The sequence below is a fragment of the Micromonospora sp. GCM10011541 genome, from assembly GCF_042650725.1.
Lineage (GTDB): Bacteria > Actinomycetota > Actinomycetes > Mycobacteriales > Micromonosporaceae > Micromonospora > Micromonospora sicca.
Genome location: NZ_JBHSBP010000009.1, coordinates 1 through 20,038, shown reverse-complemented (window position 1 = coordinate 20,038; position 20,038 = coordinate 1). Strand labels below are relative to the sequence as shown.

At 74.2% G+C, this 20,038-nt stretch carries 22 protein-coding genes; 16 read left to right on the top strand and 6 right to left on the bottom strand.

Going from position 1 to position 20,038, the window contains the following annotated elements:
• Positions 1-121 precede the first annotated feature (121 nt).
• Genes ACFOYX_RS02980 through ACFOYX_RS02945 form a run of 8 tightly spaced genes read left to right on the top strand, consistent with a single transcriptional unit; the run spans position 122 to position 7,766 of the window.
• Positions 122-454: a TcmI family type II polyketide cyclase gene (locus ACFOYX_RS02980; RefSeq protein WP_109803333.1), complete on the top strand. Its 333-nt coding sequence runs from the start codon at positions 122-124 to the stop codon at positions 452-454.
• Positions 451-2,226 (top strand): acetyl-CoA carboxylase carboxyltransferase subunit alpha, encoded by a 1,776-nt coding sequence (locus ACFOYX_RS02975; RefSeq protein WP_322441908.1) that lies wholly within the window; start codon positions 451-453, stop codon positions 2,224-2,226. Before ACFOYX_RS02980 ends, ACFOYX_RS02975 begins: the two co-directional genes overlap by 4 nt.
• Entirely contained in the window at positions 2,223-2,708 is a 486-nt protein-coding gene (gene accB / locus ACFOYX_RS02970) for an acetyl-CoA carboxylase biotin carboxyl carrier protein (RefSeq protein ID WP_322441907.1), read from the top strand. Before ACFOYX_RS02975 ends, accB begins: the two co-directional genes overlap by 4 nt.
• Complete coding sequence (locus ACFOYX_RS02965; RefSeq protein WP_322441974.1) at positions 2,708-4,144, top strand: acetyl-CoA carboxylase biotin carboxylase subunit; 1,437 nt, start codon at positions 2,708-2,710, stop codon at positions 4,142-4,144. The genes accB and ACFOYX_RS02965 overlap by 1 nt, the downstream gene beginning before the upstream one ends.
• Positions 4,141-4,854, top strand: coding sequence for an SRPBCC family protein (locus ACFOYX_RS02960; RefSeq protein ID WP_322441905.1), 714 nt, complete (start codon positions 4,141-4,143; stop codon positions 4,852-4,854). Before ACFOYX_RS02965 ends, ACFOYX_RS02960 begins: the two co-directional genes overlap by 4 nt.
• Entirely contained in the window at positions 4,847-5,251 is a 405-nt protein-coding gene (locus ACFOYX_RS02955; RefSeq protein ID WP_322441904.1) for a cupin domain-containing protein, read from the top strand. Before ACFOYX_RS02960 ends, ACFOYX_RS02955 begins: the two co-directional genes overlap by 8 nt.
• Complete coding sequence (locus ACFOYX_RS02950; RefSeq protein ID WP_322441903.1) at positions 5,248-6,516, top strand: beta-ketoacyl-[acyl-carrier-protein] synthase family protein; 1,269 nt, start codon at positions 5,248-5,250, stop codon at positions 6,514-6,516. The genes ACFOYX_RS02955 and ACFOYX_RS02950 overlap by 4 nt, the downstream gene beginning before the upstream one ends.
• The gene (locus ACFOYX_RS02945; protein ID WP_322441902.1) at positions 6,513-7,766 is read left to right on the top strand and encodes a beta-ketoacyl synthase N-terminal-like domain-containing protein; all 1,254 of its coding nucleotides are present in this window, start codon (positions 6,513-6,515) and stop codon (positions 7,764-7,766) included. Before ACFOYX_RS02950 ends, ACFOYX_RS02945 begins: the two co-directional genes overlap by 4 nt.
• Here ACFOYX_RS02945 and ACFOYX_RS02940 read toward each other — a convergent pair.
• Entirely contained in the window at positions 7,705-8,067 is a 363-nt protein-coding gene (locus ACFOYX_RS02940; RefSeq protein WP_369292964.1) for a DUF664 domain-containing protein, read from the bottom strand. The genes ACFOYX_RS02945 and ACFOYX_RS02940 overlap by 62 nt on opposite strands.
• On the opposite strand from ACFOYX_RS02940, the gene ACFOYX_RS02935 reads away from it, so the two are divergent.
• Positions 8,008-8,484 carry a TIGR00725 family protein gene (locus ACFOYX_RS02935; protein WP_161557870.1) on the top strand — a complete coding sequence of 159 codons (477 nt, stop codon included), beginning with the start codon at positions 8,008-8,010 and terminating at the stop codon, positions 8,482-8,484. The genes ACFOYX_RS02940 and ACFOYX_RS02935 overlap by 60 nt on opposite strands.
• A 7-nt stretch (positions 8,485-8,491) precedes the next feature.
• Here ACFOYX_RS02935 and ACFOYX_RS02930 read toward each other — a convergent pair whose 3' ends face one another.
• From ACFOYX_RS02930 to ACFOYX_RS02920, 3 genes are read right to left on the bottom strand one after another with little or no spacing between them, the layout of a single operon-like run.
• Positions 8,492-9,133 (bottom strand): HAD family hydrolase, encoded by a 642-nt coding sequence (locus ACFOYX_RS02930; protein WP_322441901.1) that lies wholly within the window; start codon positions 9,131-9,133, stop codon positions 8,492-8,494.
• Positions 9,134-9,189: 56 nt separating this feature from the next.
• Positions 9,190-9,582, bottom strand: a complete 393-nt coding sequence (locus tag ACFOYX_RS02925; RefSeq protein ID WP_322441900.1) for an MmcQ/YjbR family DNA-binding protein — start codon at positions 9,580-9,582, stop codon at positions 9,190-9,192.
• A gap of 51 nt (positions 9,583-9,633) precedes the next feature.
• Complete coding sequence (locus ACFOYX_RS02920) at positions 9,634-10,101, bottom strand: nucleotidyltransferase domain-containing protein (protein ID WP_322441899.1); 468 nt, start codon at positions 10,099-10,101, stop codon at positions 9,634-9,636.
• Positions 10,102-10,151: 50 nt separating this feature from the next.
• Between ACFOYX_RS02920 and ACFOYX_RS02915 the strand changes: the two genes are divergently transcribed.
• Both ACFOYX_RS02915 and ACFOYX_RS02910 read left to right on the top strand, forming a co-directional pair.
• Entirely contained in the window at positions 10,152-10,568 is a 417-nt protein-coding gene (locus ACFOYX_RS02915) for a dihydrofolate reductase family protein (RefSeq protein WP_322441897.1), read from the top strand.
• Positions 10,561-11,652 carry an alpha-hydroxy acid oxidase gene (locus ACFOYX_RS02910; protein ID WP_322441896.1) on the top strand — a complete coding sequence of 364 codons (1,092 nt, stop codon included), beginning with the start codon at positions 10,561-10,563 and terminating at the stop codon, positions 11,650-11,652. Before ACFOYX_RS02915 ends, ACFOYX_RS02910 begins: the two co-directional genes overlap by 8 nt.
• Before the next feature lie 32 nt (positions 11,653-11,684).
• On the opposite strand, the gene ACFOYX_RS02905 is transcribed toward ACFOYX_RS02910, so the two are convergent.
• Positions 11,685-12,740: a LacI family DNA-binding transcriptional regulator gene (locus tag ACFOYX_RS02905; protein WP_109802649.1), complete on the bottom strand. Its 1,056-nt coding sequence runs from the start codon at positions 12,738-12,740 to the stop codon at positions 11,685-11,687.
• Between the two features lie 89 nt (positions 12,741-12,829).
• Positions 12,830-15,379 (bottom strand): GH32 C-terminal domain-containing protein, encoded by a 2,550-nt coding sequence (locus ACFOYX_RS02900; protein WP_322441894.1) that lies wholly within the window; start codon positions 15,377-15,379, stop codon positions 12,830-12,832.
• 237 nt (positions 15,380-15,616) lie between these two features.
• Here ACFOYX_RS02900 and ACFOYX_RS02895 point away from each other — a divergent pair, with 237 nt between their 5' ends.
• From ACFOYX_RS02895 to ACFOYX_RS02875, 5 genes are all read left to right on the top strand, one after another.
• Complete coding sequence (locus ACFOYX_RS02895; protein WP_322441892.1) at positions 15,617-16,702, top strand: substrate-binding domain-containing protein; 1,086 nt, start codon at positions 15,617-15,619, stop codon at positions 16,700-16,702.
• A gap of 97 nt (positions 16,703-16,799) precedes the next feature.
• Positions 16,800-17,828 (top strand): ABC transporter permease, encoded by a 1,029-nt coding sequence (locus ACFOYX_RS02890; RefSeq protein ID WP_109802646.1) that lies wholly within the window; start codon positions 16,800-16,802, stop codon positions 17,826-17,828.
• Positions 17,825-18,667: an ATP-binding cassette domain-containing protein gene (locus tag ACFOYX_RS02885; RefSeq protein ID WP_201749716.1), complete on the top strand. Its 843-nt coding sequence runs from the start codon at positions 17,825-17,827 to the stop codon at positions 18,665-18,667. Before ACFOYX_RS02890 ends, ACFOYX_RS02885 begins: the two co-directional genes overlap by 4 nt.
• A 49-nt stretch (positions 18,668-18,716) precedes the next feature.
• The gene (locus tag ACFOYX_RS02880) at positions 18,717-19,664 is read left to right on the top strand and encodes a carbohydrate kinase (RefSeq protein ID WP_322441889.1); all 948 of its coding nucleotides are present in this window, start codon (positions 18,717-18,719) and stop codon (positions 19,662-19,664) included.
• 69 nt (positions 19,665-19,733) lie between these two features.
• Positions 19,734-19,985, top strand: coding sequence for a hypothetical protein (locus ACFOYX_RS02875; protein WP_109802644.1), 252 nt, complete (start codon positions 19,734-19,736; stop codon positions 19,983-19,985).
• Positions 19,986-20,038: the final 53 nt, after the last annotated feature.

The following is a 20,038-nucleotide window of genomic DNA, read 5'->3' as shown; positions in this document are numbered from 1 at the left end:
ACAGCGTCACCGAATCTCTACCTCCCGCGCTCAGCTCGGGTGACGCTGCGGTGACGTCCCCGTCGGCATCGTGTCGGCAGTCGTCCGGCCGACCGGAACCCGCCCGAGGGGGAGACGCTTCATGGACCGTTCGCTCATCGTCGCGAAGGTGCTGCCCACCGCCGAGGACCAGGTCGCCGAGATCTTCGCCGAGTCCGACGCGACGGAGCTGCCGCGTCTGGTCGGCGTGCGGCACCGCTCGCTGTACCGGCTGCACGACCTCTACGTCCATCTGCTGGAGACGGAGCTGCCGGCCGAGGGCGCGGTGGAGGACGCCCGCGGGCATCCCGAGTTCGTCCGGATCAGCACGCGGTTGCGGCCGTTCATCTCGCCGTACCTGCCGGACTGGCGCTCGCCCCGGGACGCCATGGCCCACTGCTTCTACCGGTTCGACGCGCCCGGGCGGCGGCCGTGACCACCACCGCGCCCCGCGACGAGCAGCTCTGGTCCCGCTGCGCCGGCTGCTCCTCGCTGCTGTACCGCAAGCGGCTGCGCCGCAACCTCGACGTCTGCCCCGAGTGCGGCACGCACTCCCGCCTGGACGCCCCGGCGCGGGTGGCCCAGCTGGTCGACCCGGACTCGTTCACCGCGCTGCCCGAGCGGGCGGTGGAGGTGGACCCGATCGGCTTCGTCGACGCGCTGCCGTACCCGCACCGGCTGACCGCGGCGCGGGCCGGCACCGGGCTGGACGAGGCGGTGGTCTGCGGCACCGCCGCCGTCGGTGGGCACCGGATCGCGCTGGCGGTGATGGACTTCCGGTTCCTCGGCGGCAGCCTGGGCTGCGCGGTCGGCGAGCTGATCACCCTGACCGCCGAGCGGGCGCTCGCCGAGGAGGTGCCCCTGGTGCTGGTCACCGCATCCGGCGGGGCCCGGATGCAGGAGGGGGCGCTGTCGCTGATGCAGATGGCCACCGTGAGCCAGGCCGTCGCCGGGCTGCGCGAGGCGGGACTGCTCACCGTCAGTGTGATCACCGATCCGACGTACGGCGGGGTGGCGGCCTCGTTCGCGACGAACACCGACGTGGTGCTCGCGGAGAGCGGGGCGCGGATGGGCTTCGCCGGCCCACGGGTGATCCGGCAGGTCACCGGCGCCGCGCTGCCGGAGGGCTTCCAGACGGCCGAGTTCCTGCTGCGGCACGGGCAGGTCGACATGGTGGTGCCCCGGCACGCGCTGCGCGGGCGGCTGACGGCTCTGCTCGCCGCCGCCCGGGACGGTCGCCGGGCCCGCCGGCGCCCGCCCGTACCCCGGCAGGAGCCGGCGCCCCGACCGGCGCCGCGAGCCGACGCGCCGCTCCCGGCGACGGCGGCCGGCCCCGGGCCGCTCCGGGCGACCGACGCTCCCGCGCCGGCCCCGGCGGTGGACGGCTCCGGGCGGGACGCCTGGGACACGGTGCGCACCGCCCGCAACCCGGGCCGGCCCACCACGCTGGACTACCTGGACAGCGCCTTCGACGGCTTCGTGGAGCTGCACGGCGACCGGCTCGGCGCGGACTGCCCGGCGATCGTCGGCGGGCTGGCCCGGATCGGCGGCCGGCCGGCGATGGTGATCGGCCACCAGAAGGGACACACCACCGCGGAGCTGGTGGCCCGCAACTTCGGCATGGCCAGCCCGGCCGGGCACCGCAAGGCGCTGCGGCTGATGCGGCTGGCCGCCCGGCTCGGCCTGCCGGTGGTGACCCTGGTGGACACCCCCGGGGCGGACCCGGGGGTGGGCGCGGAGGAGCAGGGCCAGGCGGCGGCGATCGCCGAGAACATCCTGGCGCTGAGCGTGCTGCCCACCCCGGTCGTCGCGGTGGTCACCGGCGAGGGCGGCAGCGGTGGCGCGCTGGCGCTGGCCGTCGCCGACCGGGTGCTGATGCTCGAACACGCCGTCTACTCCGTGATCAGCCCGGAGGGCTGTGCCGCCATCCTCTGGCCGGACAGCTCAGCCGCCCCGCAGGCCGCCCGCGCGCTCCGGCTCACCGCGCCGGACCTGTGCCGGCTCGGCGTGGTCGACGAGGTGGTGCCCGAACCGGCGCCGGCCGCCCACCAGGACCCGGCCACCGCCGCCGAACTGCTGGCCCGGGCGGTGGCGGCGAACCTCGCCCCGCTGCTCGACGTGCCGCCGGCCACCCTGGTCCGCCGCCGGCGGCAACGCTTCCGTCGGTACGGCGCCGCCCGCGCCGGCGTCCCGGCGGTGCGGCGATGAGCGCCGGCCAGGGCCCGGACGCCGTGCTCGACGGGCTGCGGCGGCACGCCCACCGGCTCGTCGCCGAGCTGGCCGGCCCGGTGCGGCGGGTCCGGCTGCGCAGCGGCGAGACCGTGCTCGAGGTGGAGTGGCACGTGCCCGCCCAGGCCGCGCCCGGGACCGAGCCCGTACCCGCAGCCGTACCCGAACCGGAGCCGGCCGCCGGCACGCCGCCGCCCGACCCCGGCCGGCTCACCGTGCGGGCGCCCGTGGTCGGCACCTTCTACCGGGCCCCGGAGCCCGGCGCGGCGCCGTTCGTCTCCGTCGGCGACCTGATCCGTCCCGGTCAGGTGGTCGGCATCGTCGAGGCGATGAAGCTGATGAACGAGGTGACCGCCGACCAGGCCGGACGGGTGGTCGAGGTGCTCGTGGACGACGGCCAGCCGGTCGAGTACGACCAGCCGCTGCTCGCCCTGGAGCCGGCCGGGCAGCGGGGTGGATGATGTTCGAGAAGGTGCTGATCGCCAACCGGGGCGAGATCGCGCTGCGGGTGCTGCGGGCCTGCCGGGAACTGGGCGTGCGCACGGTGGTGGTGCACTCCAGCGCCGACGCCGACTCGCTGCCGGTGCGGATGGCCGACGAGACCGTCCGGATCGGACCGGCGCCGAGCCGGCAGAGCTACCTCAACGCGGCCGCGATCGTCGAGGCGGCCCGGCAGACTGGTGCCCAGGCCGTCCACCCCGGTTACGGCTTCCTGTCCGAGGACGCCGACTTCGCCGAGATCTGCGCCGAGAACGGCCTCGTGTTCATCGGGCCGCCGCCGCAGGTGATGTCCGCCCTGGCCGACAAGTCCACCGCCCGGGCGCTGATGAGCCGGGCCGGGCTGCCGCTGCCGCCGGGCAGCGTACGGACCCTGCCGACCGTCGCCGAGGCCCTCGAGGTGGCCGCCGAGGTGGGGTACCCGGTGATCGTGAAGGCCGCCGCGGGCGGCGGCGGGCGCGGGATGACCGTGGTCCGCTCCGCCGGCGCGCTGCCCCGGGCGTACGCCCGCACCCGCGCCGCCGCCCAGGTCGCGTTCGGCGACGACCGGGTGTACGTCGAGCGGTACCTGACCGACGCCCGGCACGTCGAGGTGCAGGTGCTCTGCGACGGCCACGGCAACGGGGTGCACCTGGGCACCCGGGACTGCTCGGTGCAGCGCCGGCACCAGAAGCTGGTCGAGGAGGCGCCGGCTCCGGGGCTCTCCGTGGCCACCCTGGCCACCCTGGCGGAGACCGCGCTGCGTGGCGCCCTGTCGGTCGGCTTCACCGGGGCGGGGACCGTGGAGTTCCTCGTCGACGAGGCGGAACGGTGCCACTTCCTGGAGATCAACTGCCGGATCCAGGTGGAGCACCCGGTCACCGAGATGGTCACCGGCGTCGACCTGGTCCACGAGCAGTTGCACATCGCGGCCGGGGTGCCGCTGCGGTTGCGGCAGGAGGAGATCCGGCTGCACGGGGTGTCGGTGGAGTGCCGGGTCAACGTGGAGGACCCGGACCGCGACTTCGCCCCGGCCCCGGGGCGGCTGGAGCGGTTCCGGCCGCCGGGCGGGCCGTTCACCCGGGTCGACACCCACGGCCACCCCGGTTACCTGGTCAGCCCGCACTACGACTCGCTGCTGGCCAAGGTGGCGGTCTGGGCGCCGGACCGGGCGTCCGCCCTGGACCGGCTGGAACGCGCGCTCGGCGAGTTCGACATCGCCGGCCCCGGCGTGCGGACCACCATTCCCTTCGTCCGGCGGGTGCTCGACGACGCCGCCTTCCGCAAGGCCGGCCACACCACCGGCCTGGTCGACCGGCTGCTCGCCGACCGCGCCCCGACCGGCGCGCCCGTACCGGCGCCCGCCGCCCCCGCCGCCGCCGCCAACCAGCCCGGCACATCCGTCAGGAGGACCCGATGACCGTCGCTTCCGATCGACCGCTCACCACGGAGATAACCGACATCCTGGTCACGCACTGCGGCCTGGACGCCGACACCGCCGCCCGGAGCCCCGCCGCCAGCCTGGAGGAGCTGGGCATGGACTCGCTGGCCCTGCTCGAACTCTCCGCCGTCGTCGCCGACCGGTGGCAGGTACGCATCCCGGAACAGGCCGGCCGGCTCAGCATCGCGGGCGTGGCCGACCTGGTGGCCCGCCGGGCCGACCCGCCGCCCGGGCACACCGAGAACAGCGTGGTCATCGACGCGCCGCTGCCGCTGGTCTGGCGGGTCACCAACGACGTCGCCCGGTGGACCGAGCTGTTCACCGAGTACGCCGTGGTGGAGATCCTGGACCAGACCGGCGACACCGTCCGGTTCCGGCTCACCATGCACCCCGACGAGAACGGGGTCTCCTGGAGCTGGGTCAGCGAACGCACCGCGGACCCGGCGACCCGGCAGGTGCGGGCGCACCGGGTGGAGACCGGCCCGTTCGAGTACATGCGGATCCACTGGCGCTACGACGAGGTGCCCGACGGCACCCGGATGACCTGGGTGCAGGACTTCGCGATGAAACCCACCGCGCCGGTGGACAACGCGGGCATGACCGACCGGATCAACGCCAACAGCAAGGTTCAGCTGGCGGTCATCAAGGAGCGGATCGAGCGGCTGCCCGCCGGAGGCGACGATGAGTGAGATGGTCACCGGCGTCATCGCCGCCCGCGACGTCGCCGCCGACCGGCGGCGCGGCGGGGAACTGCGGGTGCTGCTCGGGCCGAAGACCGTCGGCAGCACCTCCGGCTTCATGGGGGTGGCCGCGCTCGCGCCGGGGGAGCGGATCGCCGAGCACTACCACCCCTACAGCGAGGAGTTCCTCTACGTGGCACGCGGCGCCATCACCGTGGACCTCGACGACGAACCGGTGCCGCTGGCGGCCGGGGAGGCGCTGTTCGTGCCGCGACTCGTGCGGCACCGGCTGCGCAACACCGGCGACGAGACCGCCGAGGTGGTCTTCCACCTCGGCCCCCTCGCGCCCCGGCCGGAGCTCGGCCACGTCGACACCGAGGTCGCCCAGCAGCGGGGCCCGTCGTGACCGGCCGGCGCACCGTCGTCACCGGCATCGGGGTGGTCGCCCCGGGCGGCGCCACCCGGGACCGGTTCTGGAAGACCATCACCGAGGGGCGCACGGCCACCCGGCGGATCACCTTCTTCGACCCGGCGCCGTTCCGCTCCCGGATCGCCGCCGAGTGCGACTTCGACCCCGACGCCGCCGGGATCACCCTCGCCGAGCGGCGGCGCGCCGACCGGTACGTGCAGTTCGCCCTGGCCTGCTCGGCGGAGGCGCTCGCCGACAGCGGCCTGACCCTCACCGACGCCGAGCGGGAGCGCGCCGGGGTGGTGCTCGGCACCGCCGTCGGCGGGACCATGGCGCTGGAGAAGGAGTACGTCCGGGTCAGCGACAGCGGCCGGGACTGGCTGGTCGACCACACCCTCGGCGGGCCGTACCTCTACCAGGCGCTGGTCCCGAGCAGCCTGGCCGCCGACGTGGCCTGCCGGCACGGCCTGCACGGCCCGGCCCAGGTGGTCTCCACCGGCTGCACCTCCGGCATCGACGCGATCGGGTACGCCCACCAGCTCATCGCCGACGGCGAGGCCGACGTGGTGCTCGCCGGGGCGGCCGACTCGCCCATCTCGCCGGTCACCGTCGCCTCGTTCGACGCCATCGGGGCGACCAGCCCGGACAACGACGACCCGGAGCACGCCTCCCGGCCGTTCGACGCCGACCGGCACGGCTTCGTCCTGGCCGAGGGCGCCGCGGTGCTGGTGCTGGAGGAGGCCGGGCACGCCCGCCGCCGGGGCGCGCACGTCTACTGCGAGCTGGCCGGCTACGCCAGCCGCAGCAACGGCTTCCACATGACCGGGCTGCGTCCCGACGGGGTCGAGATGGCCCTCGCCATCGGCGACTCGCTGCGGCAGGCCCGGCTCGCCCCGGGCGACGTGTCGTACATCAGCGCGCACGGCTCCGGCACCCGGCAGAACGACCGGCACGAGACCGCGGCGTTCAAGCGGGCGCTCGGCCCGGCCGCGTACCGGGTGCCGATCAGCTCGATCAAGTCGATGGTGGGGCACTCGCTCGGCGCCATCGGCTCGATCGAGATGGCCGCCTGCGCCCTCGCCATCGAGTACGGCGTGGTGCCGCCGACGGCGAACTGGACCACCCGGGACCCGGAGTGCGACCTGGACTACGTGCCCAACGAGGCCCGCGAGCTGCCGGTGGACGTGGCGCTGTCGGTGGGCAGCGGCTTCGGCGGCTTCCAGTCCGCGATGGTCTTCCGGCGGCTGGCGGCAACGGCATGACCGCGCGGGCGGTGGTGACCGGGATCGGGGTGGTGGCGCCCAGCGGTGTCGGCGCCGACGCGCACTGGTCGGCGGTGCTCGCCGGCACCCGGCGCACCGGGCCGATCAGCCTGTTCGACCCGGCCCGCTATCCCACCCGGGTCGCCGGGGAGGTGCCGGACTTCGACCCCACCGGCTTCGCCGACGGCCGGCAGCGGGTGCAGACCGACCGGTGGACGCACCTCGGGTTCGCCGCCACCCGCCTCGCGCTGGACGACGCCGGGCTGCCCGAGCGGGCCCCCGACCCGTACGGGTGGGCGGTCACCCTGGCCAGCTCGTCGGGGGGGAACCTGTTCGGGCAGCGGGAGCTGCAACGGCTCTGGGGCGGTCCGACCCGGACGGTGGGGGCGTACCAGTCGATCGCCTGGTTCTACGCGGCCAGCGTCGGGCAGCTCTCCATCCACCACCAGTTCAAGGGGCCGTGCGGGGTGCTGGTCGCCGAGTCCGCCGGCGGGCTGGACAGCCTCGCGCACGCCGTCCGGACTGTCCGTCGGGGCACCCCGGTGGTGATCGCCGGGGCGACCGAGTGCCCGCTGAGCCCGTACGCGTTGGCCTGCCAGCTCCGCTCCGGCCTGCTCAGCGACGTGGCCGACCCGGAGCGGGCGTACCGGCCGTTCGACGTCGCGGCCGCGGGGTACGTCCCCGCCGAGGGCGGCGCGGTCTTCGTGGTGGAGGAGCTGGGGCACGCGCTGGCCCGGGGCGCCCGGATCTACGGCGAGGTGACCGGCTGGGCGGCCACCCACGACGCCGCCCCCACCGACCCGGACGCCGGCCCCGACCCGACCCACTACGCGCGGGCGCTGCGGCTGGCCCTGGACCGGGCCGGCGTCCGGCCGCACGACGTGGACGTGGTCTGGCCGGACGCGCTCGGCGTGCCCGCGCACGACCGGGCCGAGGCGGCCGCGCTGCGCGCGGTGTTCGGTGACCGGACCCCAGCGGTGACCACCCAGAAGCCGCTGACCGGCCGGGCTCACCAGGGCGGGTCGGCCCTGGACGCGGCGACCGCGCTGCTCGCCTTCCGGCACGACCTGCTGCCCGCCTCCGCCGGTCCCGAGCAGCCCGCGGAGGGCTGCGAGCTGAACTTCCTGCGGGCGCCCCGCCGGCCGCGCAGCCGCATCGCGCTGGTCGGCGCGCGCGGATTCGACGGTTTCAACAGCGCGCTGGTGCTCCGCGGCGCCGCGCCGCCACCGCCGACGGGCCAGGGGAGCTGACCGGGCCGCTGTGGACCGGGATCGAACGCAGGTTCACCGGCGCGCCCCATCTCGTCCGGACCACGTCGTCCAGGCTCCCGGCGGCCACCATCGCCCGCGCCTCGGCACCGACGTCCAGATAGGACGCGACCAGCACGTCGGCCGTCTCGTCCGAGCCCACGGTGAACTCCGCGTCCGGGTCGACCGGACCCGCCGGCCGGCCCGCGTACGTCTCGATAGCCTCGATGGCGGAGGTGGGGCGGTGAGATTCCAGGTGGCGGTGTGCGGGCCGGCGGAGGCGACGGAGACGGAGTTGACGCACGCGCGACGGGTGGGGGAGCTGCTGGCCGAGCGGGATGTCATCCTCCTCTGCGGAGGAGGCGGTGGGGTGATGGCGGCGGCCGCCGCCGGCGCCCGCTCCCGCAACGGCCTCGTCATCGGCGTACGCCCCGACGACGGCGCCGACCCCGGTCCGGCCGACGTGTCCGCGTCCGTGGTGACGAACATGGGGCAGGCGCGCAACGCGATCCTGGTGTGGAGCGCGGACGCGGTGATCGCCGTCGGCGGCTCCTGGGGGACCCTCAGCGAGGTGGCCCTGGCGATGTGGCGGGGCACCGTCCCGGTGGTGCTTCTCGGCGGCTGGCGGGTCCTCGGTCCCACCGGCGAGCCGGTGCCCGGGCCGCGCCCCGTCCACACCCCGGAGCAGGCGGTGCAGGCGGTGCTCCCGCCCGGGCCGTGACCTGTGCTCAGCCGAGCAGCGCCAGCAGATCACGAGGATGGCCGGCGGTACGGTCCGCCGGCTCACCCGGCTCGTACTGATGGCCCCAGCCGGCGGCCACCGCCAGCGCGCCGCTGCGGCGCGCCGCCCGAGGGTCGAGCGGCGAGTCACCGACGTACGCGGTTCGGGAGGGATGGACGCCGAGCAGCCGGCAGGCCAGCTCGACGCCGTCGGGCTCGGGTTTGGGTCGCGCGACCTCGTCCCCGCCGACGACGACCTGGAAATGCCCGAGCAGACCGACCCGGTCGAGCAGGATCTCGGCCGCCTGGTGGCTGGCGCCGGTGAAGAGACCGACCGCCCCCCGTCCGGCGACGCCGGCGAGCAGGTCGGCCACCCCGGGATAGACGGTGACCTGCGTGGCGAGGGCGATCAGGTGGGCGTGGTAGCGGGCGAGGTCCCGGTCGGTGGCCGGCCGTTCCAGCAGGTGCGTCAGCAGTGCGGCCGGTGGCCCGAGCGGGTACCCGGCGATGATCTCGGCGTCGGAGAGCAGCGGTCCCCCGGCGTCCATGATGGCGGCGCGGTAGGCCGCGGGCACCACCGCGTGGGACTCGATCAGCGTGCCGTCCATGTCGAAGACGATCGCGTCCACCCGCTCGTGTGCCGCCCGCACGGGCAGATGCTAGGGCAGCCGGGCGGATCCCATCGGACCCGGACGGCGGGGGAATCTCAGCCGGCCGTCGTCCTGAACTGGGCGGCGAGCCGCTTCGGGGCGCGGGCGTACCAGGCCTCGGTGACCAGCTCGGTCAGCTCCTCGACACCGATCCGGTCGAGCCGGACCAGCACCGCCGGGTACCCGTCGAAGTGCGGCGTGGTGAAGTAGACCTCGGGATCGTCGGCGAGAAGCGCCTCCTTGGCGCCCTCGTCGGGCACCCGGGCGCCGAGGATCGGCCCGTCCGGCGCGGCGTCGCCCAGCGCAGCCAGGTCACCGCGGCGCAGCGGCCGTTCCCAGACGAAGAGCTTGTCGCGGACCCGCCACGCGGGCAGGTCGTCGTGGGAGCCGCGCTCGGTGGTCTCCGGCAGGGCGAGCGCGATCCGTCGTACGTCGTCCCAGGTCGCCATGGCCCGACCGTACCCCCGCCCACCGACACCACGGTGCGGCCGGCGAATTGGTCATAGCCCGCGCAGCAGGTTGATGTCGTGGCGGTCGACCTCCCGCGGCGGGTAGCCCTCCCGGAAGCGGAGCTGCTGGCCCACCGACAGGCAGGGCACCGGGCGGCCGTCGATGACGCCCTCGGCGAAGCCGTCCGCGGCGTACGCGAACGTCGCGCCGTCCAGTCCGGACTGCACTCCGCTGCCGTCCGGGCGGAACGCCACCGGGTGGATGTCGACCTTGCGGCCGTCCGGCGCGGTCAGCTCGGCGCGGACCGGCAGCCAGTCCACCGTGGTCACGAAGCCCAGCCGGTCGAGCAGCGCGAGCAACTCCGCCTGCTGGCTCGCGTCGATCGCCAGGTCGAGGTCGGCGTGCGGCCGGGTCTGCCGGCCCACCACCGCGTCCACCGCCCAGCCGCCGGCCACCCAGACCCGCAGCCCGTCCGCGGCGAACTCGTCCAGCAGTGCGGTCACCTGGTCCCCGTTCACCCCTGGACCTTGGCAGACTGACGGTCTGCCCGCGAAAGGGAAGGATCGTGATGCGCCGGATCATCGTCTGGATGTCCGTCTCCCTCGACGGCATCATCGAGGGACCGAACCGGGAACTCGACTGGCACCGGGTCGACGAAGAGCTGCACCAGCACGTCAACGACGAGCTGCGGACCAAGGGCGCCTTCCTGCACGGCCGCCGCACATACGAACTGATGGCCGGCTTCTGGCCGACCGCCGACCAGGACCCGGCCGCCAGCGCGACCACCCGGGAGTTCGCCGGGATCTGGCGGGAGATGCCAAAGGTCGTCTACTCCCGGACGCTGGCCCGCGCGGGCGTGCCGCTCAGCGTCACCCCCGCCGCGAACGTCATCCGGCGGGGCAGCCGCGTTCCTGCGGCAGAGGTTCGGGCTGGACCCGGTCGGCCGGCGGCCGGTGCGACGGACGGCGGGCGCGCCGATGGCTGAGCCGCTGCTGCCGGCGAGCCTGGCCGACTTCGCTGGGCTCGCCCGGGCCGCGCTGCCGCCGGAGGTGTGGGACTTCGTCGAGGGCGGCAGCGGGACGGAGACCACGCTGACCGCCAACCGGGCCGCGCTGGACCGGGTCGCCGTGCTGCCCCGGGTGCTGACCGGCGTGGACCGGCCGCGGACCGACGCGCCGCTGCTCGGCCGGCCACAGGCGATGCCGGTGGCGGTCGCGCCGATGGCGTACCAGCGGCTGGTGCATCCGGACGGCGAGCCGGCGCTGGCGGCCGCCGCCCGCGCGGCCGGGGTGCCCTACGTGGCCAGCACGCTGAGCAGCACCCGGATCGAGGAGATCGGCGCGGTCGGTGGGGAGGTCTGGTTCCAGCTGTACTGGCTGCGCGACCGGGGCATGGTCGCCGACCTGCTGGACCGGGCGCACGCGGCCGGCTGCGCCGCGCTGATGGTCACCGTCGACGTGCCGATCCTCGGCCGGCGGCTGCGCGACGTGCGCAACGGCTTCGCCCTGCCGCCGCACGTGACCGCGGCGAACCTGCCGGGCGGGCGGGACGATCTGGCCCACCAGGGGACGCCCGGCGTGTCGGCGGTCGCCGTGCACACCGGCGCGGCCTTCGCCCCGGCGTTGAGCTGGGCGGACCTGGCCTGGCTACGCGGTCGTACCACGCTGCCGCTGCTGGTCAAGGGCGTGCTCGACCCTCGCGACGCGGCCCGCGCCGCGGAGACCGGGGCGGACGCGGTCGTGGTGTCCAACCACGGCGGCCGGCAGCTCGACGGCACCCCGGCCACCGCGACGGTGCTGCCGGAGGTGGTGGCCGCGGTGGGTCAACGGTGCGAGGTGCTGCTGGACAGCGGGGTGCGGGGCGGCGTGGACGTGCTGCGGGCGCTGGCGCTCGGCGCGACCGGGGTGCTGGTCGGCCGCCCGATGCTCTGGGCGCTCGCGGCGGGCGGCCGGGCCGGCGCCGAGGCGGGCCTGGCGCTGCTCGCCGCCGAGCTGCGCGACGCGCTCACCCTGACCGGCTGCGCCGACCCGGCCGCCGCCCGGCACCTGCGCACGACGACCGGAGGCTGAGCTCGGCGCCGCCGGGGCGACCGGTGCGCTCATCAGCCGCGGTGCGGTCCCCTGATCTCGCCGGAGCCGCGGGGGATCAACCGGGTCGCCACCAGATGCGTCCGCGGTCGCCACTGCTCGCCGTCCAAGCGCCGGAAGATCAGCGACGCGGCGACCCGGCCCATCTCGGACGGGTCCTGTGCGACCACCGTGACGGCCGGCTGGAGCAGGTCGGCGAGGGGGAAGTCGTCGAAGCCCACGAGGGCCACCTCGTGCTGCCGGCCGAGCTGCTGGAGGGCCCGGATGGCCCCGATGGTGACGAGGTTCTGCGAGGTGAACAGCGCGGTGGGCGGGGACCCGGCGGACAGCAGCCGGCGTACCGCCGCCTCCGATTCCCGCTCGGTGTGCAGGTCGTGCACGGCGGGGGCGGCGGACGGTCGGATGCCGTGATCGGTGAGGGCCTCCCGGAAACCCTGGAACCGCTGGCGAGCGGTGGGGATCGTCTGCAGGTCGCCGAGGTAGGCGATGTCCCGGTGGCCGTGCGCGACGAGGTGGTGGACGGCCGACGCGGCGCCGTCGTGGTTGTCGGCGAGCACGGCGTCGACCGGCAGGCCGACCGGCGGCCGGTCGACGAAGACCACCGGGGTGCCGGCGTTGACCTCGCCGGCCAGGTAGCTCTGGTCGTCGCTGGCCGGCACGACGACCAGGGCGTCGGCCTGCCGCATGGTGAAGGCGTGGATGAGGTCCCGTTCCCGTTCCGGGTTCTCGTCCACGCTGCCGGCGAAGATGAGCACGCCCCGATCCCGCGCGGCGTCCTCCAAGGCGCGGTGCAGGGCGGCCGAGAAGGGGTTCGCCAGGTCCTCCAGGACCGCGGCGATGGCCGCGCTGCGGCCGCTGGACCGGCGCAGGCTGCTCGCGGTGAAGTTGGGCCGGTAGTCGAGCTGGGCGATCGCCCGCTGCACGGCGGCGGTCTTCGGGGCGGAGACGCCCGCCTCGCCGTTGACCACCCGGGAGACGGTCTTCGGGCTGACGCCGGCGAGCAGTGCGACGTCCCGGAGCGTGGGCCGGGCCTTGGCGCCGGTCGACGTAGCGGGGGCGGCAGCGTGCATGGGCGCTCCTACCGGGCGGGGTGCTGCGGTGGCGGTCGGGGACCACGGCGTACGCCGTGGCCCCCGACCGATGGTGATCGACGGTCAGGTTATCGCCACACCGACCGCAGCGGCCGGATGGTGAGCGAGCGCACCACCACGTCGCCGCCCTCGGCGAACAGGCGCGTCCGGTCGCTGGTCGGCGCGGGGAAGATCTGATCGGTGATGGTGGTCTGTCCCGCCCCGCCGAACACCTCCACCGACGAGCGGTCCACGTACACCGTCATCCGCACCCGGTCGCCGTCCACGGACAGCGGGCCGGAGTGCACGCCGGGGAAGAGCGGACCGACCTCCACCTGCCCGGAGCGCGTCCGGTCGACGTAGAGGCGGCGCGCCCCGGCGTCGTACCCGACCACCGTCCGTTCGTCGTCGCCGCCGCGTACCTGGAGGCCGAAGCGGTCGGCGTCGCGGAGTTCGAACTCCGCCCGGATCTCCAGCACGGCGCCGTCCGCCGCCGGGGGCAGATCGAGCACTCCGGGCCGTACGGTGGCGTCGCGCAGGGTGAACACCTCGCCGCCGCCGCGGAGGGCGGTGAGCTGCGCGGTCGGCTGCTGGACGAGGCGCACCGCGCCGTCGACGGTCTTCAGCGCGAGCTCCCGGGGCAGGGCCATCGCGCCGCGCCACGGTGCGGTCGGCACGCTGCCGGCGTACTGCCAGTTGTTCATCCAGCCGATCGCGACGCGCTGTCCGCCGGGGGCGTCGTTGTAGGTGACCGCCGCGTAGTAGTCCTTGCCGTGGTCGAGCCAGTCGTAGCGTTCCAGCTCGCTGGCCGCCGGCCGGTCGGCGAACATGACGTGGTCGACGAGGAGGTGGCCCCAGCCGCCGGAGTTGAAGTCGTTGATCTCCAGGTGGGCCCGCCGGCCGGCGAACTCGCGGACGTCCCAGCCCACCCAGTCCAGGCGTTCGCTGTCCTTCCCGGTGGCGGTCCGGACGACCTGGCCGTCCACGACGAGGTTGACCGCGGTCTCCACGGACCGGGGCAGCACCGGTTCGTCGGTGGCGACGAGGTGGTCGACCAGCAGGTGTCCCCACCCGCCGGTGTTCTCGTCGACGATCCGCAGCTGGGCGGTGCGACCGCGGAACTCGGTCACGTCCCAGCTGCGCCAGTTCATGAAGCCGGAGAAGTTGCCGGTGGCCGTGCGCACCACCCGGCCGTCCACGAGCAGCTCGACCGCCGTGTCGCCGGTGCCGTCGTTCAGGTGGCCGCCGGCGCCGACGAGCAGGCTCAGGTGGTTGCGGTCGATGGTGAAGCCGGGCGAGGTGAGGGTGCCCGTGGTCGAGTCGGCCTCGAAGAAGGTGGTGAGCAGCTTGTCGCCGACGTGGCCGCGCTCCGACCGGGCGGGGCCCGCCACCGGCGCGCGGTCGCGCAGCCCGCCGGTCGCCGTCCACCCCGCCTGCTCGTACGTCCGGCCGTCGGGGAACTCGAAGTCGATCACCGGCTCGGCGTCGGCCGGTACGAAGGCGGTCGTCGTGCCGGGCAGGTGCGGATGGGCGCCCCCGCCGACGAGCAGGTTCAGGTAGTCCTGGCCGACGGTGAAGTCGGGGGAGACCATCCGTCCCGTGGGCGCGTCGAAGCCGAGGAAGCTGTTGACCAGGGACCGGCCCCGGAACCCGCTGACCTGCTGCTGTCCGGGCACGGTGCCGGGGTACGGGCCGGTGCCGAAGGGCCCGGGCCCCAGGGCCGGGTCGTTCTCCACCGTCCAGCCGGCGTAGTCGTGTTCGAAGTCGGCGAAGAGCGTCCCGGCGGGCGGCTCCGGGTCGCCGGTGACGATGTTGTCGGCGGTGAAGCGGGTGCCGTCCCAGTCGCCGATGAAGTACTGCGCGCCCGATCCGCCGGCGACCGCGCCGGGGTTCAGGTTGACCACCAGCACCCACCTGGTGTGCCGCGGATCGCCGTCGACCGGCAGTTCGAACAGGTCCGGCACCTCCCAGACGCCGCCGACGGCGTTGGCCGGCCCGAAGTCGCTCAGGTGGGTCCAGGTCCGCAGGTCGGGGGAGCCGTAGAAGCTCACCTTGTGCTCGGTGGCCAGCACGACCGCCATGGTCCACCGGCCGGCTTTGGTGTCCCAGAAGACCTTCGGGTCGCGGAACTCCCGGGAGCCCAGGTCCAGCACCGGGTTTCCGGCGTACTTCGTCCAGGTGCGCCCGCGGTCGGTGCTGTACGCCAGCGACTGCGCCTGGCTGCCGGTGGCCGGATATGAGCTGGTGTAGACGGCGACCATGGCCGGCGCGCCAGGGCGGCCGAAGCCGGCGGTGTTCCGCTCGTCGACGACGACGGACCCGGAGAAGATGTGCTCGTCGGCCGAGTAGGGGATGGCGACCGGCAGTTCGGTCCAGTGCAGCAGGTCGCGGCTGACCGCGTGTCCCCACGACATGTTGCCCCACTGCGCGCCCTCGGGGTTGTACTGGAAGAACAGGTGCCACTCGCCCTGGTACCACACCAGGCCGTTCGGATCGTTCATCCAGTTCCGCTCGGGGCTGAAGTGGAGCTGTGGTCGGTGGGGCTCGTCCCTGGTTGGGTTCGGCGCCGCGTGCGCGCCGGGCGCCGGCGCCAGGAGAGTCGCGGCCGCGCAGGCGGCCAGCCATCGGCGGATCCTCATCCACATCCTCCGTCCATCGGGGACTTCTCGTCGCCCGGTCCGGGTCCCGGGCGCCGACCGTGGGGCGAATCGTGCGCGTGCCTGACATCGATGTCAAGAGTTACCTACGGGTTTCGTCCTGGTTATGAGAAAGCACGGGCGAAGCCATTGACATCTCTCCGGCGCTGACCCGAAACTGCCCTGACATCGTTGTCAGTGCGGTCCCGGTCCGGCCGGGGAGTCTTTGAGGGAGAACACATGATCCAGCGCATCGGCCGCCGCCGCGCGGCCCTGCTGGTCGCCGCCGCAGCGGCGACCGGCATGGTCGTCAGCGGGTGCGGCGACAGCTCGGGCGGCGGCTCCGGAGACGGTGACAAGAGCGTGGCCGTCTCGCTGATCACCAAGAACTCCACGAACCCGTTCTTCGTGACCATGCAGCAGGGCGCGAAGAAGGCCGCCGAGGCGGAGGGCGTGAAGCTGACCGTCGCCGCCGGCAAGGAGGACGGCGACGAGGCCGGCCAGGTGCAGGCCATCGAGGACGCGATCGCCCGCGGCGACGCGGGCATCCTGATCACCCCGAACGGCCCCGGCGTGAACCCCGCGATCAAGAAGGCCCGGGACGCCGGGCTCTACGTCATCGCGCTGGACACCCCGCCCGACCCGGCGAACACCGTGGACATCACCTTCGCCACCGACAACTTCAAGGCCGGTGAGCTGATCGGCAAGTGGACGGCGACCCAGCTCGCCGGCAAGCCGGCGACCATCGCCCTGCTGGACCTGTTCAACGACAAGGTCGTCTCCGTCGACTACAACCGCGACCAGGGGTTCCTGACCGGCATGGGCATCGACACCGCCGACAAGAAGAAGAACGGCGACGAGGCGAAGACCGGCAGCTACTCCGGCGGCAGCTACACGATCGCCTGCAACGAGCCGACCAACGGCGCCGAGGACGGCGGCCGGACGGCGATGGAGAACTGCCTGACCAAGAACCCCGACATCAACGTCGTCTACACCATCAACGAGCCGGCCGCGGTCGGCGCGCACAAGGCACTGCAGGCGGCGGGCAAGACCCAGGGCGTCCTGGTCGTCTCCGTTGACGGCGGGTGCGACGGCGTACGGCAGGTCAAGGACGGCGTCATCGGCGCCACCTCGCAGCAGTACCCGCTGAAGATGGCCGAACTGGGCGTACAGGCGATCAAGAAGATCGCGAACGACGGGGAGAAGCCAAAGGTCTCCGAGGGCCTCGACTTCTTCGACACCGGCGTCTCCCTGGTCACCGACAAGGCCGCCACCGGGGTCGAGAGCATCACCAGCGCCGACGGCGCCCAGCGCTGCTGGGGCTGAACCACCACCACCACGGTCGAGGGCCCGGGGCAGCCACCGCTCCGGCCCTCGACCGGGCAGATCGTCCGCCACCGCCGACCTCGGCAGGGAGCCCGCCGTGACCACCACGACACCACCGACCACCGCCGCGCAGCAGTTCGCCCTGCGCCGGCACTCGCCACTGCAACGCGTCCAGCACCTGCTGCACGCGCACCCCGCGATCAGCCCGTTCCTCGTGCTGGTCATCTCGTTCGTCGTCTTCTCCACCCTCAACCCGCGCTTCGCCTCGCCGAACTCGCTCTCGCTCGTCCTGCAGCAGGTGGCGGTCATCGGCGCGCTCGCCGTGGGGCAGACCCTGATCATCCTGACCGCCGGCATCGACCTGTCGGTCGGCGCCGTCGCCATCCTGGCCATGATGCTCGCGGCCAAGCTGGCCGAGGGGCAGGGGCTACCGGGCGCGCTCGCCATCGCGCTGGCCATCGCGGTCGGCGCCGCGGCGGGCGCGCTCAACGGCGCGCTGGTGACCCGGCTGAAGCTGCCGCCGTTCATCGTCACCCTCGGCACGCTCAGCGTCTTCACCGCCCTCGGGCTCCTCTACTCCGAGGGCCAGAGCGTCCAGGCCACCGACCTGCCGGCGGTGCTCAGCTGGACCGGCGAGTCCTTCCCGGTGGGTCGGTTCCGGATCACCGTGGGCGTGGTCGCCGTCGTCCTGCTCTACCTCGCGGTGGGCTTCGCCCTGGCCAAGACCGCCTGGGGCCGACACGTCTACGCGGTCGGCGACGACAAGGAGGCCGCCCGGCTCGCCGGCATCCGGGTCGACCGGGTGCTGCTGAGCGTGTACGTCGTCGCCGGCGCCATCTACGGCATCACCGCCTGGATCCTGATCGGCCGGGCCGGCGCGGCCAGCCCGAACGCGATCACCGACGCCAACCTGGAAAGCATCACCGCCGTCGTCATCGGGGGCACCAGCCTCTTCGGTGGCCGCGGCGCGGTGCTCGGCACCCTGCTCGGCGCGCTGATCGTCGGCTTCTTCCGCAGTGGCCTCTCGCTCGCCGGGGTCGACGACCAGTACCGGGTACTCGCCGTCGGCCTGCTGGTGATCCTCGCCGTGGCCGTGGACCAGTGGATCAGGAAGGTGAGGTCATGACCGCCACCACCACGCACACCCCCGCCGGCCGCTCCGGCGCGGCGGACAGCGGGCAACGCTCACCGGTGCTGTCGGCCCGCGGCCTGGTCAAGACGTTCGGCAAGGTCGTCGGGCTCGACGGGGTGGACCTCGACCTGTACCCGGGCGAGGTGCTCGCCGTCATCGGGGACAACGGCGCGGGGAAGTCCACGCTGATCAAGTGCCTGACCGGCGCGCTGGCGCCGGATGCCGGGGAACTGTTCCTGGAGGGGAAGCCGGCCCAGTTCAAGCGGCCGCAGGACGCCCGGGACGCCGGCATCGAGACCGTCTACCAGACGTTGGCCGTGGCACCGGCGCTGGACATCGCGAGCAACCTCTTCCTCGGCCGGGAGAAGCGCCGCCGCGGCGTGCTCGGTTCGGTGTTCCGGATGCTCGACCAGAAGGGGATGCGCCGGGAGGCCGCGCAGGCCCTCGCCGACCTGGGCATCGGCACCCTGCAGAACGTGGCGCAGGCGGTCGAGACGCTCTCCGGCGGACAGCGTCAGGCCGTGTCGGTGGCCCGGGCCGCCGCCTTCGGCAGCAAGGTGATCGTGCTCGACGAGCCCACTGCGGCGCTCGGCGTCAAGGAGTCCAACCAGGTGCTCCGGATGATCGAGGAGGTCCGGTCGCGGGGGCTGCCGGTCATCCTCATCAGCCACAACATGCCGCACGTGTTCGAGGTCGCCGACCGTATCCACATCCAGCGGCTGGGCCGCTGCGCGGGCGTGGTCACGCCGGCGTCGCACACCATGCCGGAGGCAGTGGCCATCATGACCGGCGCGACCACCCTCGAGGAGACCCCGGGCCGGACGGCGGGCTGAAGCCCGCCGCGGACGTGACCGGGCGATCCAGGCCCGGGAGAGGAAGACTGTGATCACGGTTGTCGGCGAGAGCCTGGTGGATCTGATCGAGGACCCGTCCGGGGAGGCGGTCGCCCACCCGGGAGGCAGCCCGGCGAACGTCGCCGTGGCGCTCGCCCGCCTCGGTCAGCCCACCACCCTGCTCACCCAGCTCGGTGCCGACGCGCACGGGCGGCTGCTCCGCGCCCACCTGGCCGGCAGCGGCGTACGGCTGGATCCGGCGTCGGTGCCGGACCTGCCGCGCACCAGCGTGGCCCGGACCCGGGTGGGCGCGGACGGGCAGGCCCGGTACGACTTCGACATCGCCTGGCGGTCCTTTCCGGAATCCCTGACCGGTGTCGGGTCACGGAGCGACTGCCTGCACACCGGCTCGCTCGCCACGGTTCTCGAGCCGGGCGCCGGCGACGTGCTGGCGCTGGTCCGGGCCCGGCGGGCGACCACGATGATCAGCTACGACCCGAACTGCCGGCCCGACCTGATGGGCGACCGGACCGCGGCCCGGCACCGGGTCGAGCAGCTGGTGGCGGTCAGCGACGTCGTCAAGGTCAGCCTGGAGGACCTGGCCTGGCTCCACCCGGGCCGCGGCTACCAGGAGGTGGGGCGGGCGTGGCTGAAGCTGGGGGCCGTGCTCGTGGTGGTCACCCTCGGCGACGGCGGGGCCTGGGCGGCCACCCGGCGCGGCACGGTACGGGTGGAGGCCCGGCCGGTGCGGGTGGTGGACACCGTCGGCGCGGGCGACGCGTTCACGGCCGGGCTACTGGCCGCGCTGAGCGAGCGGGACCTGCTCGGCGCCCCGCGGCGTCCGGCGCTCGGCGGCGTCGGCCGGGACACGCTCGGCGCCGTCCTGGCGGAGGCGGCCCATGTCGCCGCCCGCACCTGTGCCCGGCGGGGTGCGGATCCACCCACCCGGGCCGAGCTGGCCGTCGACCAGCCGGCCGTGCTCGCACCCGGAAGCTGACCGCGTGCTGTCGCCGTTCCACCACCACCCGTGCTCGGACGTCCGCTTCGCACCGTAGATAATGGACCGATGGTTGCCTGGGAGTACGCGTTGCTTGTCCGTCGCTATCAGGGGCAGGGCCGCAATTTCCACGTCTCATTCGTCTGGTACGGGCCCGACGGCTCACGCACCGACATCACCGCGTACGGCGACACCGCGATCGCGCACCTCAACCGGGCCGGCCGGGAGGGCTGGGAACTGGTCTCCGCCGCCGAGGACGTCAACAACGTCCAGGGCAGCACCGAGGTGCACCGCTACCACCTGAAGCGCCCGCTGGCCTGACTGTGAGCATGGCGGGGTCGGTTCAGCAGTGGTGAGCTGACAGTTGGCAGCGG

Excerpts from the sequence above, each read along its gene's own strand:
- ACFOYX_RS02980 (WP_109803333.1), top strand. The coding sequence starts at position 122 with ATGGACCGTTCGCTCATCGTCGCGAAGGTGCTGCCCACCGCCGAGGAC.
- accB (WP_322441907.1), top strand. The coding sequence starts at position 2,223 with ATGAGCGCCGGCCAGGGCCCGGACGCCGTGCTCGACGGGCTGCGGCGG.
- ACFOYX_RS02965 (WP_322441974.1), top strand. The coding sequence starts at position 2,708 with ATGTTCGAGAAGGTGCTGATCGCCAACCGGGGCGAGATCGCGCTGCGG.
- ACFOYX_RS02960 (WP_322441905.1), top strand. The coding sequence starts at position 4,141 with ATGACCGTCGCTTCCGATCGACCGCTCACCACGGAGATAACCGACATC.
- ACFOYX_RS02955 (WP_322441904.1), top strand. The coding sequence starts at position 4,847 with ATGAGTGAGATGGTCACCGGCGTCATCGCCGCCCGCGACGTCGCCGCC.
- ACFOYX_RS02945 (WP_322441902.1), top strand. The coding sequence starts at position 6,513 with ATGACCGCGCGGGCGGTGGTGACCGGGATCGGGGTGGTGGCGCCCAGC.
- ACFOYX_RS02925 (WP_322441900.1), bottom strand. The coding sequence starts at position 9,582 with ATGGCGACCTGGGACGACGTACGACGGATCGCGCTCGCCCTGCCGGAG.
- ACFOYX_RS02915 (WP_322441897.1), top strand. The coding sequence starts at position 10,152 with ATGCGCCGGATCATCGTCTGGATGTCCGTCTCCCTCGACGGCATCATC.
- ACFOYX_RS02910 (WP_322441896.1), top strand. The coding sequence starts at position 10,561 with ATGGCTGAGCCGCTGCTGCCGGCGAGCCTGGCCGACTTCGCTGGGCTC.
- ACFOYX_RS02905 (WP_109802649.1), bottom strand. The coding sequence starts at position 12,740 with ATGCACGCTGCCGCCCCCGCTACGTCGACCGGCGCCAAGGCCCGGCCC.
- ACFOYX_RS02900 (WP_322441894.1), bottom strand. The coding sequence starts at position 15,379 with ATGAGGATCCGCCGATGGCTGGCCGCCTGCGCGGCCGCGACTCTCCTG.
- ACFOYX_RS02895 (WP_322441892.1), top strand. The coding sequence starts at position 15,617 with ATGATCCAGCGCATCGGCCGCCGCCGCGCGGCCCTGCTGGTCGCCGCC.
- ACFOYX_RS02885 (WP_201749716.1), top strand. The coding sequence starts at position 17,825 with ATGACCGCCACCACCACGCACACCCCCGCCGGCCGCTCCGGCGCGGCG.
- ACFOYX_RS02875 (WP_109802644.1), top strand. The coding sequence starts at position 19,734 with ATGGTTGCCTGGGAGTACGCGTTGCTTGTCCGTCGCTATCAGGGGCAG.